Annotated in this window: 12 protein-coding genes, 2 tRNA genes and 1 rRNA gene; 9 read left to right on the top strand and 6 right to left on the bottom strand. The window is 49.2% G+C overall.

From position 1 onward, the window contains the following. Positions 1-13: 13 nt before the first annotated feature. Together argB and slmA are read left to right on the top strand one after the other, a co-directional pair. Positions 14-919 carry an acetylglutamate kinase gene (gene argB / locus ACO6V5_RS19105; protein WP_422136200.1) on the top strand — a complete coding sequence of 302 codons (906 nt, stop codon included), beginning with the start codon at positions 14-16 and terminating at the stop codon, positions 917-919. A gap of 119 nt (positions 920-1,038) precedes the next feature. Next, positions 1,039-1,629, top strand: coding sequence for a nucleoid occlusion factor SlmA (slmA, locus tag ACO6V5_RS19100; protein WP_422136201.1), 591 nt, complete (start codon positions 1,039-1,041; stop codon positions 1,627-1,629). Positions 1,630-1,773: 144 nt separating this feature from the next. Here the strand turns inward: slmA and pyrE are convergent, their stop codons facing one another. Beyond that, on the bottom strand, positions 1,774-2,418 hold the full coding sequence (gene pyrE, locus ACO6V5_RS19095) for an orotate phosphoribosyltransferase (protein WP_422411971.1): 645 nt from the start codon (positions 2,416-2,418) through the stop codon (positions 1,774-1,776). A 912-nt stretch (positions 2,419-3,330) separates the two neighbouring features. On the opposite strand from pyrE, the gene ACO6V5_RS19090 reads away from it, so the two are divergent. Then, positions 3,331-4,107, top strand: a complete 777-nt coding sequence (locus tag ACO6V5_RS19090; RefSeq protein ID WP_422136203.1) for an exodeoxyribonuclease III — start codon at positions 3,331-3,333, stop codon at positions 4,105-4,107. A 190-nt stretch (positions 4,108-4,297) separates the two neighbouring features. Here the strand turns inward: ACO6V5_RS19090 and ACO6V5_RS19085 are convergent, their stop codons facing one another. Together ACO6V5_RS19085 and rph are read right to left on the bottom strand one after the other, a co-directional pair. Then, the gene (locus ACO6V5_RS19085; RefSeq protein WP_422411974.1) at positions 4,298-5,665 is read right to left on the bottom strand and encodes a hypothetical protein; all 1,368 of its coding nucleotides are present in this window, start codon (positions 5,663-5,665) and stop codon (positions 4,298-4,300) included. A gap of 359 nt (positions 5,666-6,024) precedes the next feature. Further along, entirely contained in the window at positions 6,025-6,744 is a 720-nt protein-coding gene (gene rph, locus ACO6V5_RS19080; protein WP_422136205.1) for a ribonuclease PH, read from the bottom strand. A 317-nt stretch (positions 6,745-7,061) separates the two neighbouring features. Between rph and ACO6V5_RS19075 the strand changes: the two genes are divergently transcribed. Further along, on the top strand, positions 7,062-7,925 hold the full coding sequence (locus ACO6V5_RS19075; protein WP_422136206.1) for a YicC/YloC family endoribonuclease: 864 nt from the start codon (positions 7,062-7,064) through the stop codon (positions 7,923-7,925). Between the two features lie 76 nt (positions 7,926-8,001). Here the strand turns inward: ACO6V5_RS19075 and ACO6V5_RS19070 are convergent, their stop codons facing one another. The 3 genes from ACO6V5_RS19070 to epmB form a co-directional block, all read right to left on the bottom strand. Next, the gene (locus ACO6V5_RS19070) at positions 8,002-8,256 is read right to left on the bottom strand and encodes a hypothetical protein (protein ID WP_317144109.1); all 255 of its coding nucleotides are present in this window, start codon (positions 8,254-8,256) and stop codon (positions 8,002-8,004) included. Between the two features lie 132 nt (positions 8,257-8,388). Further along, on the bottom strand, positions 8,389-10,065 hold the full coding sequence (locus tag ACO6V5_RS19065) for a hypothetical protein (RefSeq protein WP_422136213.1): 1,677 nt from the start codon (positions 10,063-10,065) through the stop codon (positions 8,389-8,391). Positions 10,066-10,158: 93 nt separating this feature from the next. Further along, entirely contained in the window at positions 10,159-11,214 is a 1,056-nt protein-coding gene (gene epmB / locus ACO6V5_RS19060; RefSeq protein WP_422139469.1) for an EF-P beta-lysylation protein EpmB, read from the bottom strand. Positions 11,215-11,243: 29 nt separating this feature from the next. Here epmB and efp point away from each other — a divergent pair, with 29 nt between their 5' ends. The 5 genes from efp to ACO6V5_RS19035 all read left to right on the top strand — a co-directional run bounded on the left by efp (position 11,244) and on the right by ACO6V5_RS19035 (position 15,395). Then, positions 11,244-11,813 carry an elongation factor P gene (gene efp, locus ACO6V5_RS19055; RefSeq protein WP_252177617.1) on the top strand — a complete coding sequence of 190 codons (570 nt, stop codon included), beginning with the start codon at positions 11,244-11,246 and terminating at the stop codon, positions 11,811-11,813. Positions 11,814-11,929: 116 nt separating this feature from the next. Continuing rightward, positions 11,930-12,919, top strand: a complete 990-nt coding sequence (gene epmA / locus ACO6V5_RS19050; RefSeq protein WP_422492141.1) for an EF-P lysine aminoacylase EpmA — start codon at positions 11,930-11,932, stop codon at positions 12,917-12,919. Between the two features lie 598 nt (positions 12,920-13,517). Continuing rightward, positions 13,518-15,073 (top strand): 16S ribosomal RNA (locus ACO6V5_RS19045). 152 nt (positions 15,074-15,225) lie between these two features. Continuing rightward, a tRNA-Ile gene (locus tag ACO6V5_RS19040) sits at positions 15,226-15,302 on the top strand. 17 nt (positions 15,303-15,319) lie between these two features. Continuing rightward, positions 15,320-15,395 (top strand) — tRNA-Ala (locus ACO6V5_RS19035). Positions 15,396-15,646: the final 251 nt, after the last annotated feature.

Raw genomic sequence — 15,646 nt, 5'->3', positions numbered from 1 at the left:
GTGAGGAGTATTGATGGATAAAGCAACCCAACTGCCATTGCATGATCGGGCCCGGGTGCTCACAGAGGCTCTGCCTTATTTACAGCGTTTTGCAGGTAAAACCATAGTCATCAAGTACGGTGGCAACGCTATGGAGAGTGAAGAGCTTAAAAATGCCTTCGCCCAGGGTGTCGTCATGCTGAAAGCTGTGGGCATCAATCCTGTTGTTGTTCATGGGGGCGGCCCTCAAATTGGGTCCATGCTGAAACGCCTGAATCTGGAAACCCGCTTCGTGCAGGGAATGAGAGTGACAGACTCCAGTACCATGGATGTTGTCCAGATGGTGCTCGGTGGTTTGGTCAACAAGGAAATAGTCACGCTGATAAATAACAACGGTGGTCGTGCAGTGGGTGTCACAGGTAAGGATGGTCGCTTCATCCGGGCACGTCGTCTGCAAGTGACTCATAAGACACCGGAAATGTCTGCACCGGAAATCATAGATATTGGCCATGTGGGTGAAGTGGAGTCCATCGATACCGGTATTGTTGAGATGCTACAGAACTCGGACTTCATTCCTGTAGTTGCACCTATCGGTGGTGATGATTCGGGTCTGTCTTATAATATCAATGCCGATCTGGTAGCGGGTCATCTTGCAGAAGCTCTGAATGCGGAAAAGTTGTTATTGCTGACCAATACTCCGGGGCTACTCAGTAAAGAAGGTGAATTGTTGACCGGACTGGATTCCGTGCAAGTTGAGAAGCTGATTGCTGATGGCACGATTTATGGCGGTATGCTGCCAAAAATCCAGTGTGCCCTGAGTGCAGTCAGTAATGGGGTAAACCGGGCTCATATCATTGATGGAAGAGTTCCCCATGCTCTGCTACTGGAACTTCTGACCGATCAGGGTGTGGGTACCCTGATTACTGGCGGTCATGCGTGAACAGCCTCTGAGAAAAGAGACAGTGATCTTTACAGTCAGAGGTCAGCGGCATTTTCGGCTCAAGGCTGTTTGGAGGCTGAAAATTTTTCACGGACATAGTAAGAGTGTGTCGAGAAGTAATGGATAAAACCAGAAAGTTTTCCCGAAAGGATCAAATTCTGCAGGCACTGGCTCATATGCTGGAAAATGCCCCCGGGGAGAGGATTACTACCTCGTCTCTGGCCAGAGAAGTGGGGGTGTCTGAAGCAGCGCTTTACCGCCACTTTCCCAGCAAGGCCAAGATGTTTGAAGGACTGATAGAGTTCATAGAAGATACTCTGTTCTCAAGGGTTAATTTGATAATGGAAGAAGAGCAACAGGCTTTGCGGCGCTGCGGCATGATGCTGCAACTTCTGCTGGGTTTCTGTGAGAAAAACCCTGGTTTGACTCGTATTCTCACAGGCGATGCTCTGGCTGGAGAGCCTGATCGCCTTAGACAGAGAGTCTTCAAACTGTTTGACCGGTTGGAAACCCAGATCAAGCAGGTCCTGAGAGGTGCTGAATTAAGTGAGGGGCTGAGACCTCAAGCTACTCCGGGTGCTATGGCTAATATGTTGCTCTCCATTGCTGAAGGACGTATTTGTCAGTACGTGCGCAGTGAGTTCAAACGGAAGCCAACTGAGCAGTGGCTCGCACAATGGGAAGTGCTTGCAACCGTCGTCTTCAGATAAGCACGATGTGTCAGTGGGCGACTCAGTGATCGCCCTTGCTGCTTTGACAGCCGTCTGCGTTTAGACTGGCGCAAGAGACTGTCAGAGCAGCGAAACAGGCCGACATGATCGAAGAGAGCCGCTTATTTCTGATGCCAGAGATTGTTATGAGACTCCGTAACGTTCCCTGTATTCCCTGATGGCAGGGGCATGCATCTTTATATCTTTATTCTCTTCGGCGTACGACAAAAGGTCATTCAGTGTGACAATGCTGACCACAGGGATGGAAAAATCTCTCTCAACTTCCTGGATGGCTGACAGTTCGCCCTTGCCTTTTTCCTGACGGTCCAGAGCAACCATGACTCCCGCCGGACTGGCAGGGCTCTGATTAATAATTTCCATAACTTCACGAACAGCAGTACCTGCTGTGATCACGTCATCCACAATAATGACACGACCTTCAAGGGGGGCTCCGACGATATTGCCTCCCTCGCCGTGTTCTTTAACTTCCTTGCGGTTGAAACACAGGGGCGTATTGAGGTCGTGATGCTCAGATAATGCAACTGCAGTGGTAGTGGCCAGAGGGATGCCCTTGTAGGCCGGACCAAAAAGAATATCGTACTCAATACCAGAATTGACCAGGGCGTGAGCATAGAACTGCCCCATTTTGCTGATGGCTTCGCCAGTGTTGAAAAGGCCGGCATTAAAGAAGTAGGGCGATTTTCTGCCAGATTTGAGGGTAAACTCACCGAAGCGAATCACCTGTTCTTGCAGGGCGAAGTCTAGAAATTCTCTCTGATAATCGAGCATGATCTATCAAGTGCTTATTCGAAAAAAGGTAGCTTTATTTTACCGCGAAAATTCTTCTCATGCAGGCTCTGAAGCGATTTACATGATTCCGGTCAAATAAAGTTTGGGTCACTGGCGCCGCTTGCAGCAGGACGAACCGTCAACCTGTAGGAGGCTTTTATAAAACCCCATAAAATGGATCGGAAATGCTGAACGCTATTCTTACGACAGTGAGTTTGTAATTCTGTGTTTAGCCTTGAGTAAGAAGGTCAGTAAACTGTATGGGAACCCTCAATTTTGAAAATACCTTTGCCAACTATCCATGGGTGCAGCTATCCTCGAAAGTAGTGTCTTTAAATGAAAAAAAGCCAAAGTGATGTTTTGATGCCTGACGACAGTGCACTGCTCTGATATTTTGAGAAGCTGTTGCAGCATTTATGCGGATAAACATATCGGCGACAACCCTGTATCATTCTTCAGTTAAAATTCCCTCTTTTCCTGTACTCTGTGTAGTTGAACTTTTACCTTGGAAATGCAGCACTTTTAACTATTAAGTCATTTCCAGGGTTTAATCAGGGCTGTATAAGGCTGGTCCCGGATCCGGGAAGCAATGCTCTGGTTATGGAGAGAGACCTGTGACTATTCAGGTTATGAGTCGATTCCCAAGTCATTGGAGGCCGTCGCAAAGGTGCTGTGCCTGACTGATACTGCGTTAAAAGGTGATTCAAAATGCTCATTTACTCCTTGTAAACTTCGCTTTTTGCCACTTTTTTCCCTGTCTCAGCTTTGTCGCTGCTTTTGCAACACCCTCATTGGCCTGAGGCAGATGCAGGATTAAGCCTGTTTTAATGACTGTTGACTCAGGTCGACAGTTCAATCAGGTAGTTTGCTTTATGCCGGGCCAGGTCTGGTTCAGGTAAGGTGTAGTCAATAATGAGAGTTATCAGCTTTAATTGCGAAGGCATAAAAAACGCGCGTGAAAAAGGTCTGCTTGGCTGGTTGATGGACCAGGATGCCGATGTCATCTGTTTGCAGGACATTCGAGAAGATGAGTTTGCAATGGAAGAAGACCAGTATCAGCTCAATGGATATTTCTGTTATGCACACGGTGGTTATGACAGGAAAGATTGTGGCGGTGTAGCCATTTATACACGTCAGGCGCCCAAAGCTATTATCAGCGGGCTTGGTTTTTCCGAGGCGGACGAAACAGGGCGTTATATTCAGGCTGACTTTGACAAGATCAGTATTGCCAGCATGCATGTGCCTGAAGGTCATGATGCTGCCAGCCAGAACTTCAAGTATCGCTTTCTGGACAATTACTCCCATCATCTGAACAAACAGCGTCGCAAGCGCCGTGAATTCATTATGGCGGGTACCTGGAACATTGCTCATCGCAAGATTGATGTGGCCAACTGGCGCGATTCTGAAGAAGTTTCCGGTTTTCAGCCTGCTGAACGTGGCTGGATGGAAGGTCTGCTGGGTGATATGGGCTTCTTTGATGCTTATCGTGAAGTGGATCGTGAGTCTGGCAAATACAGCTGGTGGCAGGATGAGTTTCTGCGTCACGATAATCTGGGCATGCGTATTGATTATCAGATCATTACGGCCGGGATGCGTCACAGTGTCCTGAATGGCGGCATCTACAAAAACCAGGCTTTCTCCAGCCACGCGCCGGTCATCATCGATTTTGACTGGGAACTGGAGAGCTGATCTGCACCTTCTTAATAGCAGTTTGTGTCGATAATGTCAGACGGGTTGCCTGACAATGACAGTAACAGCAGTGTCGCAAAGAGTGGGTGTTTAATAATTCTATCCTTGCCTCCTGATCTACAGAGAGGAAGGATAGATCAAGAAAATAAGTGTGTTTTTTTGTCTTTCTCATCAAAGGGCGGGTATCAGTTCAAGGGATGAGGTCATTATCCTGGTTCGCATCAACAGGCTTGCGTTTTCGATGAATTCTTTTGTGATTCGAAAGGGCTTTAGCATTCTGACCGACCCATCCGCATGGCCGTGGCTGGCGATCCTCCCCGATTACTGTCAGGTTACAGGTTTTTTGTCTGGTGTGGGTTCTTTTGTGATTCGACAGAGCTTTAGCATTCTGGCAGACCATTCCGCACGGCCTTGACGGGCCATCCTCGCTGACTAGTATTACGTCACAGGTTTTTTGCCCGGTGTGGTATTTGGTTTTGTGATACGACAGGGCTAGCTTATGCTTGTAGATCTTCCCGCACAGTCGCTGCTGGCCATCTTCCCCGGTAACGGTTGCACCACAGATTTGTTGCCTGGTGTGGGCGTATCTTTTGTGATTCGACAGGACTTGTGCATTCTGGCAGACCGTTCCGCATGGCCGAAGCTGGCCAAGTTCTCCGACGACTCTTACGCCACAGATTTTTTGCGTGGTGTGATATTGGGTTTTGTGGTTCGACAGGGCTTTAGCATTCTGGCAGACCATTCCGCATGGCCCAAGCTGACCATCCTCACCGACTAAAGTTAAGTCGCAGGTTTTTTGCCCGGTGTGGTATTTGCTTTTGTGAGAAATAAGTACTCTTTCATTCTTGAAGACCTTCCCGCATTGCCGCAGCTGGCCATCATCTCCCATCAGGATCACGTTGCAGGTTGCCTGTCCGACAGGGGGAGTTGTATCAGCTGCCTCTGAAACCATTGAGTTTGAGGCGACTCCGTTTACACTATTGGATGGGTCGGAAGATTGTCGGAATCGACAAACGTCGTCACAGGGATAGACAAAACAATTTAAACCCAAAGTATGGAGGGATTGTCCAGGGTCTTCATTACCGCCGCCAGTGTCAGAATACAGTAGGCCGCTGTAATAGCATGTAATATGAGTAGTGGCCTGTGAGGTATTCTGGCCCGGTGATTGTGATGACTGATATTGTGGTTGGTCCTGTTCAGTGCCAGGCATCATAGTGGTGATCGCAAACGGGGGATTTTGACCCGTCTCCTGTCCTTCAATTGGGTTAAACAGCGATGAGTCGGGGTTCCAATAGTTTTTTAAAAGCCAGCCGACAGTGATAACCGCTTCCAGAAGCAGCCATGAATAAGGGGTTGGGCACTGGGAGGTTTTTTTTATCCAGTAACTGTCAGGTTTGTGTCGTTTGTTATCAGTCTGTGAATCGGGTTCTGTATAGCCGTTTGTGTCGGCAATCTCAGGCGGGTTGCCTGACAATGTTCGTCGGTCAAGCTTTATCAAAAAGTTCTGGTTTGAAAAATCTGCATTCCGTTCAAGCTCGATAACAAAGTGTTTTGTCAAGGGTTTAGCCTGGCAGATGGCAGACAACGTCAGTAACAGCAGTGCCAAAAAGAGTAAGTGTTTAATAGTTCTATCTTTGCCTTCTGGTTTACAGAGAGGAAGGATAGATCAAGAAAATAAGTGTGTTTTTTGTGTCTTCACTCATGAAAGGGCAGATGTCAGTCGCAGGGCTTGGGAAATCATCCCGGTTCACATCAAAAGGTCTTGCCCTTTCGATGTGCTCTTTTGTGATTCGACAGGATTTTTGCATTCTCGCAGACTGTCTCGCATTTAACAGATAGCTGCCAGGCTGTCGGTTATCAATATCCTTTCGTCCCATCGGGTTATGCCAGACCGGCAGGCGGTCTGGATCAAGCGGTTTATTCTGCCAGAGCCTCTTTCTGCAGGTTAATCAGGTCATTAATGCCTGCTTTAGCCAGAGCTAACATGGCTGTCATCTCGTTTTGACTGAACGGTGCTGCTTCAGCGGTACCCTGAATTTCAATGAAACCACCCTCTTCTGTCATGACAACGTTCATATCGGTTTCAGCGTTGGAGTCTTCCGGATAATCCAGATCAAGAACCGGGCTGCCTTTGTAAATACCTACAGAAACAGAAGCAATCAACTGAAGGAATGGATCATTCTTGATGATCTTTTTCCTTTGCATATGGCGGATCGCATCAACAAGAGCCACGCAGGCACCGGTAATAGAGGCTGTACGGGTACCACCGTCTGCCTGGATAACATCACAGTCGATGGTGATGGAATTCTCGCCCAGTTTTTTCAGGTCAACAGCAGCACGCAGTGAGCGGCCAATGAGACGCTGAATTTCCAGGGTGCGGCCACCCTGCTTGCCTCTGGCGGCTTCGCGGCCCATGCGATCTGTGGTTGATCGGGGCAGCATACCGTATTCGGCGGTCACCCAGCCTTGTCCGGAACCTTTCAGAAATCGGGGGACTGACCTGTCGACAGACGCTGTGCAGATCACTTTGGTGTTGCCAAACTCAACCAGCACTGATCCTTCAGCGTGCATGGTGTACTCACGAGTGATTTTGATGTTGCGTAACTGATCCGCAGTTCTTCCACTAGGACGCCGCATTGTCTTACCTTCTACCGCCGGGAATATTAAAAGCGGAATTATAACCAACGCCGACGTTGGGCTCTATGTTTGCCATAAAATAACCATTAATGGCCGGAAGTTGATCGAGGCTTGATACTGCTTGCTGTTGATGTATCCTGCAACACCGGACCACAAACTTTCGCTCTGAAAAAGATTGGGTGGTTCCCGTTCTGCTTCCTGATCCGGGTTGATCAGGATTCCGACATCTTCAAAGGCGGCACTCGGGGCGGTTGCTTTTCAGTGCAGTAATTTATGCTCAGCCGATGTGGCTGACGGTTCTTTTAACAGGGATACTTATGACTTCCAGTATGACGGCATTTGCCCGCACTCAGGTCCAGGAGGGCTGGGGCAGTCTGGTGTGGGAAATTCGTTCAGTCAATCATCGCTACCTGGAGCCTCATTTTCGTCTGCCAGAAGCTGTCAGGGAAGTAGAACCTGCATTGCGAGAAGCATTGAGAAAGCATCTGCACAGGGGTAAGGTCGAATGTTCATTAAAGCTGCAACTGGCAGAAGGTCAGCAGCAGATGAACGTCAATGAATCGGCCCTGGAAGCTCTGCAGTCAGTGGTCAACAAAGTTGAAACCTACTTCATCAATGCTTCCGGCGTAAATCCTCTGGAGGTCTTGCAATGGCCCGGCATTATGGACAATGAAGAGACCAATATGGCTCCGGTTCATGCGGCGGTTATCAAAGCCTTTGAAGAGGCTCTGATACAGCTGTCGGATTTCCGTCGCAGAGAAGGGGGCGAGTTGGAGAAGTTCATCCGTTTAAGGCTGCAAGGCGTGACCGAAGAAGTAGAGAGCGTGCGTTCTGTTCTCCCTGATTTGCTGGAGTCCCAAAGACAAAAAATCATGGATCGTCTGAAAGAAGCCAAGGCTGAACTGGACCCGGATCGACTGGAACAGGAATTAGTGTTTCTGGCTCAGAAAATGGACGTTGATGAAGAGCTGGATCGTTTGTCGACCCATGTTTCTGAAGTTAAACACACCCTGGGCAAGAAAGGAGCTATCGGGCGCCGACTTGACTTCCTGATGCAGGAACTCAACCGGGAAGCCAATACGCTGTCCTCAAAATCCATCAACGCAGGTCTGACACAAAGTGCCGTTAATCTTAAGGTGTTGATTGAGCAGATGCGGGAGCAGATTCAGAATATCGAGTGATTTGTTCTGGTATCAGTTTTGAACATCGTTAAGTGCTAACCATGGCGCCTCCTGCGTTCTGGCGACGGTGGAAGTGTCACTCAGACGACATCTTTTTAATTTTATCCATCGATATCGATTGCCAGTACGGGCAACCGGTGTATCGCCAGTTTTGAATGACGCCTTTGGAAGAAGTAGTAAACGACTGTCGACAAGTGCTCATCAGGTAGGCTGAGCCCCAGTTAGAGACCCAGCTATAAACTTTATTACCATTCTTCAGTTCCAGCATGGAACTGGGGGCTCCCCAGTTACTGATGGCTTCTTCTACGTGGTGGCCGTGCCAGGAATCCATGACCTCCTGAGTGGTGCTACAGCCTGTCAGAAGGAAGATGAATGGTAGTACATATTGCAAACAATGGTTGCTGAACACTTTATTGCCCCTGCTTCGATCTTCAGGGTTGAATCGAAGAAAGTATAGAAGCGATCAGTACTGATCTTCCAGCAGCCGAAATTTGAACTGTCTATAGCCTGGTGAACTGGAGATGCATTCCAGCAGTTGACCTTTTCGGATTTTGTCTCCCTGAAGCAGAGTGAATTTCAGTCCACTTTTGAATGAGACCCTGGGCGTTATCAGGGTGGGCATATCATTCACGGCTGGCATGACCGGTAGAAGGAAAGCTCTCTGATAGTGACTGGTGTCCATGTTTTTTTTCAGAGGCGTAAGCGCACAGGGTTTTGTTGAGGCAGACAGAAGTTCCAAACCTATGAGCAGATCTTTTTGATTATTCACCTGAACCCAACGGACTGCGGCCAGTAACCAGTTTTTCTGGCCGGTTTCCCTGACGGCCAGAAGCTCCCCGGTTCGCAGTTGGCGTTCAAGATCACCACTGGTGCTCAGGCAGTAACCCCCTGCGCAGGTATTGATGATCGAGCAATCATAGACGGGATAGAGAGAGCCCTGATTGCCTGAGCGGGTAAATTGAATGGATGAAGTGCTCGTGGACATCTTTGTATCTTCATCCGTATGGGTGTCATGGGCTTCGGACCAGGCATCACTACTGTCATTGGAAGAGAAGCTACTCATACCGGATTGGTTATGGGCTATATGTCTGGAAACCATTTCATCAAACGACTGCTGGCCGTGCAGGAAATAATGAACAGCGCTGAAGCCAAAGCAGATTTCACAGCTGTCTGAGCTTGTCTGACGTTGGTGTTTTCGTTGCCCGGGAAGGCTCCATGCAGCTGCCAGATGATCAATGACCCGTTTTGTCAGAGCTCCGGGTTTTTCTTCCGAGACCGATTCGCTCAGCTTTTTGAGGTGCGCGGTCAGCAGCCTGGAATCCAGAGCCATAAGGTGATCATTTTTTTCTCCTTCCAATAGAGAGCTGTAGAGCAGCCCTTCATCGGAATCCAGATTGACCACAAAGTGCGACCGGCTGTTTTCAACCGGCTCGAGTTTGCTGTGCGGTGCCCAGAGACAGAGGGCCTTGAAAATCTGTCGGATTTCCTGAGGTCTCAGCTGGTTGGATCGGGAACGACTGAGTAGCAATGCACGCTTATACAGATCTGAAAGAGACAGTTTTCTGGCCTTGGTAGTGATGGCATCCTCTAGGCTGAAAGTGTCCAGATTTTGTGTGCGGGCAGTAAAGTACAGGGTGTGCATTTCCAGCCACACCCGCTCGGGAGCAGGTCGATAATACTCACAGGTAAAGAGCAGAATGGAGGCACTTTCAGTCAGTGAGCGATGCAATGCGGCGCCCAGAGGGCTGGAAGCATCCTCCTGGTTCTGGCTGCTGCGCACAATCACTTTGTAGACTCTCAGCAGTCTGAGCAGCAGTTTCAGACAATTATCGTATTCTACCTGCTGAGCATCGTTAAAAGTGATGATATCTTTCAGAACCTGATTCTGACTCTGATGAACCAGAAAATAAACGACGGGTCTGAATTGCTCAACCAGAGACCACTGAAGAGAAGGCTGTACTTTGAGGCGAGCCAGCTCTTCCAGTGCCTGCCCTATTGATTTAAACGACAAAGATCTATCAATTTTAGGCAGCTCACTGAGCCATTGATGAACTCCGTGCACATCGGTCTGGCTGAACGATAAAGTGTTCAGGCTCTGAGACGGGAGCTGCAGCGGAATCCTTTCGTTCTGCGCGTCCATGAAATCATCCTGATTGTCTGCCTGTTAAAAATCCTTTAGGACCATTTCTTATATTAAGATCACGGGCTTAAAGAATCCAGCGTGACAGACAGGCTAATTAACCGGTATGGGGGTTTTGCTGGCTTCTCCTGCTACTTCTTTGACCAGCCTGGGGACCAGGTAACCCGGACATTTCTGCATCAGCTCGTTAACGAGCACTTTGGCTCTTTCTTCCGTTACGTCAAAGTGGGCGGCACCCTGAACCCGGTCCAGAAGATGCAGGTAATAGGGTAGAACTCCGGCATTGAACAGGGTGTGACTCAGATCGGCCAGTGATCCGGAGTCATCATTGATGCCTTTAAGCAGCACCGTCTGGTTCAATACTATTGCACCCGCTTGTCTCAGCTTTTGCAGCGCTCGTTCAACCTGTTCATCGATCTCATTGGCGTGGTTGCAGTGAATCACCATAACGGGTTTCAGCCTTCCGCTACAAAACCAATGAAGCATTTCTTTGGTGACTCTCTGGGGAATAACAATAGGCAGTCGGGTATGAATTCGAAGCGTTTTCACATGGGGTATATCGGACAGTGCCTCTACCATACGAGCAAGGCGACTATCCGTGGTAGCCAGTGGATCTCCGCCACTTAATATGACCTCATGAATACTGTTCTGAGTGCGAATGTATTCTATCGCCTGCATCCAGTTGTCTCCGCCCAGCCGGTTGTCCTCATAAGGGAAATGTCGCCGAAAGCAGAAGCGGCAGTTTATGGCACAGGCTCCGCTGATAATCAGAAGCAGTCTTCCCTGATATTTATGAATAATGCCCTCGGTCGGGTTCTGAGACTGTTCTGCCAGAGGGTCGAGACTGAACCCACTGACTTCCTCACACTCTTCACCCAGAGGCAGAACCTGTCTGAGCAGCGGATCGTACTGGTCACCCCGGGTCATCCGATCTATAAAAGGACGTGGAATCCGCATACGAAAAGACTTGTCGCTTTTGATGGCCCCCGGCAACAAAGTGTCTGGAAGATTCAGAATGTTGAGCAATACTTCAGGGTCGGTGACTGAATCAGCCAGCACTTTTTTCCAGTTGTCTGGTTGCTCTTCAGGAAGCATAAAACGGGTTGATAGCTTGTCAGTATGCACACCGTCCTCGTAACGGGTTATCATAGGGGTTTTCATTTTGCTGGTAGTGTCCGATGGCTAGTTATAGTACCAACGAATTTCGTTCAGGTCTCAAAGTGATGCTGGAAGGTGATCCCTGCGTCATCATTGAAAACGAGTTTGTAAAACCGGGTAAAGGTCAGGCCTTTAACCGCGTCAAGTTCCGCAACCTGATGAGCAACCGTGTCTGGGAGCGTACCTTCAAGTCTGGTGAAAGCATCGAAGCGGCAGACGTGATGGACTATGACATGGAGTACCTCTACACCGACGGTGAATTCTGGCACTTCATGATGACTGACGGTTCTTTCGAGCAGCACGCTGCCAGCAAGGAAGCCGTGGGGGATACTCTCGATTGGCTCAAGGAGCAGGAAGTATACTCCGTAACCCTTTACAACGGATCTCCTCTTTCTGTGAGCGCACCTAATTTCGTAGAGCTGGAAGTCATTGAAACCGATCCGGGCCTGAAAGGTGATACTGCCCAGGGCGGCTCCAAGCCAGCCAAGCTAAGTACTGGCGCTTCCGTGAAGGTGCCTTTGTTTATCACTGAAGGTGAAGTTCTGAAAATCGATACCCGAACTGGTGAGTATGTGGGTCGTGTGAAGTAATTGACCGTTACCTCCAGCCTTTGGCTGGAGGGCTTTAGCATCGTCCGCCGCTTTAATTGATTGCGTCCCTCTGAGGGCTAACATGTGACTCATTTGGCAAATGGAGTATGACTTACATGTCATCCGACAACTGGAAGCCCTCTGCCTCAATCTCGACACTGCAAGAAAGAGCCCGGCTGTTCGCCAGAATCCGGCAGTACTTCGACGAGCAGCAAGTGATGGAAGTGGATACGCCCATGCTTTCTGCCAGCGCAACTGTAGATCTTCATATCGATAGTTTTGTCACTAGCTTTTTACCTATCGGTGGAGGTAGTGAGCAAACTTGCTACCTGCATACATCACCCGAGTTTCCAATGAAAAGGCTTTTGGCTGCGGGAAGTGGTGATATTTATTCTCTGGGTCGAGTGTTTCGTAATGGAGAGGCAGGCGGGCGCCATAATCCTGAATTCACGATGCTTGAATATTACCGACTCGGAATGGATCCGCACCAGTTAATGGATGATATGACCTCACTCCTGTCTTCAGTGACAGCTTTTAAAGAGATAGAGAGAGTCAGTTATGGGGGCATTTTTCAGGAAAAACTGGGACTGAATCCTCATGGGGCAACAGATGAGGCGCTTTCTGATCTGGTTAAAAAGCATGTCGATGAGGCACTCTCAGGCCTGGAAAGAAATGATTGTCTTGATCTGTTGTTTTCAAAGAAGATTGAACCCGAGCTCGGTGTCGGTGAGGCCGGTGAGCTCAATGGCGTTTACGTCTACGACTACCCAGCCAGTATGGCTGCTCTGGCGAAGCTTCATACAAATGATCAAGGGGACCGGGTGGCAGCACGATTCGAGCTTTTTGTTAACGGTGTTGAACTGGCCAATGGTTACCACGAACTGACCCATGCTGAAGAGCAGCAGATGCGTTTCAAAACGGAGCAGGCTAATCGTAGAGAACTGCGCAGACCAGTTTACCCTTACGATCATCATCTTGTTGAAGGCTTGAGGTCAGGTATGCCCGATTGCGCTGGTGTCGCTATGGGGCTTGATCGCCTCCTGATGTTAATGCTGAACAAAAAGAAAATTGCAGATGTCGTTGCGTTCGATTTCTTCAGGGCCTGAGCAAACAGATCGTCAAGCCGGTTTTCAAGCGACATTTGTCGTTGGAATGATTGGGTGCCTGAATAGCACTATTGAGTATTAGGTATTAATCCTCTGTTGCCATAGTCGGTTTCAGACGTATAATTCATTCTACTTATCCGGCGCAATATTCCATTACTGGCAGACGGCATTGCAATCAATAAAATATTGGTTGACAGTCTGGTTTGGCGATGTAGAATGCGCCGCCGCTGAACAGGAAAAACAACACTGATCAATCATAAGTGTTTGTCAGTTTAGCGGGTTGGAAAGCCGCTTTGACTCCTTGGCGAAGACAAGGCTTGACAACAAAAACGGTCGCGGTAAGATAGCGGCCTCGCTGAACAGCGCTGACCGCTGAATCAGCCGATTAAAACCTTCTTGTTTTAATCCAGTTCTTTAACAAATTATCAGACAATTCGTGTGGGCGCTTGTGCGAATGGCATCGGTCAACAGAGCTTTGCTCTGAAATGATTTAAATGCTGATCAAGCAAGCGAACATACTCGTTAATTCTAACATGTACGTTTAATTGCAAAGATTGAGCAGTCAGCATGTTCTTCGGGGCAGCTGACAAAACGATTTAAACTGAAGAGTTTGATCATGGCTCAGATTGAACGCTGGCGGCAGGCCTAACACATGCAAGTCGAGCGGTAACAGAACTAGCTTGCTAGTTGCTGACGAGCGGCGGACGGGTGCGTAACACGTAGGAATCTGCCCGGTAGTGGGGGATAGCCCGGAGAAATCCGGATTAATACCGCATACGCCCTAAGGGGGAAAGCAGGGGACCCGTTTCTTTTATAAGGAGCGAACCTTGCGCTATCGGATGAGCCTGCGTCGGATTAGCTTGTTGGTGGGGTAAAGGCCTACCAAGGCGACGATCCGTAGCTGGTCTGAGAGGATGATCAGCCACACTGGGACTGAGACACGGCCCAGACTCCTACGGGAGGCAGCAGTGGGGAATATTGCACAATGGGCGCAAGCCTGATGCAGCCATGCCGCGTGTGTGAAGAAGGCCCTAGGGTTGTAAAGCACTTTCAGCGAGGAGGAAAGGTTCAAGGTTAATACCCTTGAGCTGTGACGTTACTCGCAGAAGAAGCACCGGCTAACTCCGTGCCAGCAGCCGCGGTAATACGGAGGGTGCGAGCGTTAATCGGAATTACTGGGCGTAAAGCGTGCGTAGGCGGCTTGTTAAGTTGGATGTGAAAGCCCCGGGCTCAACCTGGGAACGGCACCCAAAACTGGCAAGCTAGAGTGCGGAAGAGGAGTGTGGAATTTCCTGTGTAGCGGTGAAATGCGTAGATATAGGAAGGAACACCAGTGGCGAAGGCGACACTCTGGTCTGACACTGACGCTGAGGTACGAAAGCGTGGGGAGCAAACAGGATTAGATACCCTGGTAGTCCACGCCGTAAACGATGTCTACTAGTCGTCGGGGATCTTGCATTTCTGGTGACGCAGCTAACGCGATAAGTAGACCGCCTGGGGAGTACGGCCGCAAGGTTAAAACTCAAATGAATTGACGGGGGCCCGCACAAGCGGTGGAGCATGTGGTTTAATTCGAAGCAACGCGAAGAACCTTACCTGGCCTTGACATCCTGCGAACCTTTTAGAGATAGAGGGGTGCCTTCGGGAACGCAGTGACAGGTGCTGCATGGCTGTCGTCAGCTCGTGTCGTGAGATGTTGGGTTAAGTCCCGCAACGAGCGCAACCCTTATCCTCAGTTACCAGCACTTCGGGTGGGCACTCTGGGGAGACTGCCGGTGACAAACCGGAGGAAGGTGGGGACGACGTCAAGTCATCATGGCCCTTACGGCCAGGGCTACACACGTGCTACAATGGTGCATACAGACGGTTGCCAAGCCGCGAGGTGGAGCTAATCTGAGAAAGTGCATCGTAGTCCGGATTGGAGTCTGCAACTCGACTCCATGAAGTCGGAATCGCTAGTAATCGTGAATCAGAATGTCACGGTGAATACGTTCCCGGGCCTTGTACACACCGCCCGTCACACCATGGGAGTGGGTTGCTCCAGAAGTAGCTAGCTTAACCTTCGGGAGAGCGGTTACCACGGAGTGATTCATGACTGGGGTGAAGTCGTAACAAGGTAGCCCTAGGGGAACCTGGGGCTGGATCACCTCCTTAAACGAAGACCGACCTTCCATAAGCGTTCACACGAATTGTTTGATTATCAGTTGTCAGTTGACGGTGGTCAGTTGGCAGTTGTTAGTTTTGTTCTTTAAAAAAGTGTGTTTAATGAATCGGTTGTTTTGGCGGTGCGCTGAACCAGCAGGATTGGGTCTGTAGCTCAGTTGGTTAGAGCGCACCCCTGATAAGGGTGAGGTCGGCAGTTCGAGTCTGCCCAGACCCACCAATCATGATTCGGAATATGGGGCTATAGCTCAGCTGGGAGAGCGCCTGCTTTGCACGCAGGAGGTCAGCGGTTCGATCCCGCTTAGCTCCACCATTAATCCGAACGACTCATTCATTAAGCGTATTTTGCTTCATTGTCCCCTTCTTTAACAGAAAGCGGACAATGCGATCTTTAACAATGTGGAATCCAAACTTAAATTAAGCTGAGTTGATTTAAAAGACTTTGGTCTTTTAATGAAATTCTTGCTGAGACACTCTCAAGTGTAGGGCGTATCAGTGGCCGGTTGTCAGTTGACAGTTGCCGGTTACTGAAGATCGTTAAAGGTAGTTATTGCCTATAACCAT

It is taken from the genome of Endozoicomonas sp. ALD068 (assembly GCF_049310145.1).
Taxonomy (GTDB): Bacteria; Pseudomonadota; Gammaproteobacteria; order Pseudomonadales; family Endozoicomonadaceae; genus Endozoicomonas_A.
The sequence above is the reverse complement of the archived record's forward strand: the minus strand, read 5'-3'. Positions and strand labels throughout refer to the sequence as shown.

Excerpts from the sequence above, each read along its gene's own strand:
- pyrE (WP_422411971.1), bottom strand. The coding sequence starts at position 2,418 with ATGCTCGATTATCAGAGAGAATTTCTAGACTTCGCCCTGCAAGAACAG.
- epmB (WP_422139469.1), bottom strand. The coding sequence starts at position 11,214 with ATGATAACCCGTTACGAGGACGGTGTGCATACTGACAAGCTATCAACC.
- slmA (WP_422136201.1), top strand. The coding sequence starts at position 1,039 with ATGGATAAAACCAGAAAGTTTTCCCGAAAGGATCAAATTCTGCAGGCA.
- epmA (WP_422492141.1), top strand. The coding sequence starts at position 11,930 with ATGTCATCCGACAACTGGAAGCCCTCTGCCTCAATCTCGACACTGCAA.
- efp (WP_252177617.1), top strand. The coding sequence starts at position 11,244 with ATGGCTAGTTATAGTACCAACGAATTTCGTTCAGGTCTCAAAGTGATG.
- argB (WP_422136200.1), top strand. The coding sequence starts at position 14 with ATGGATAAAGCAACCCAACTGCCATTGCATGATCGGGCCCGGGTGCTC.
- ACO6V5_RS19090 (WP_422136203.1), top strand. The coding sequence starts at position 3,331 with ATGAGAGTTATCAGCTTTAATTGCGAAGGCATAAAAAACGCGCGTGAA.
- ACO6V5_RS19065 (WP_422136213.1), bottom strand. The coding sequence starts at position 10,065 with ATGGACGCGCAGAACGAAAGGATTCCGCTGCAGCTCCCGTCTCAGAGC.
- rph (WP_422136205.1), bottom strand. The coding sequence starts at position 6,744 with ATGCGGCGTCCTAGTGGAAGAACTGCGGATCAGTTACGCAACATCAAA.
- ACO6V5_RS19075 (WP_422136206.1), top strand. The coding sequence starts at position 7,062 with ATGACTTCCAGTATGACGGCATTTGCCCGCACTCAGGTCCAGGAGGGC.
- ACO6V5_RS19070 (WP_317144109.1), bottom strand. The coding sequence starts at position 8,256 with ATGGATTCCTGGCACGGCCACCACGTAGAAGAAGCCATCAGTAACTGG.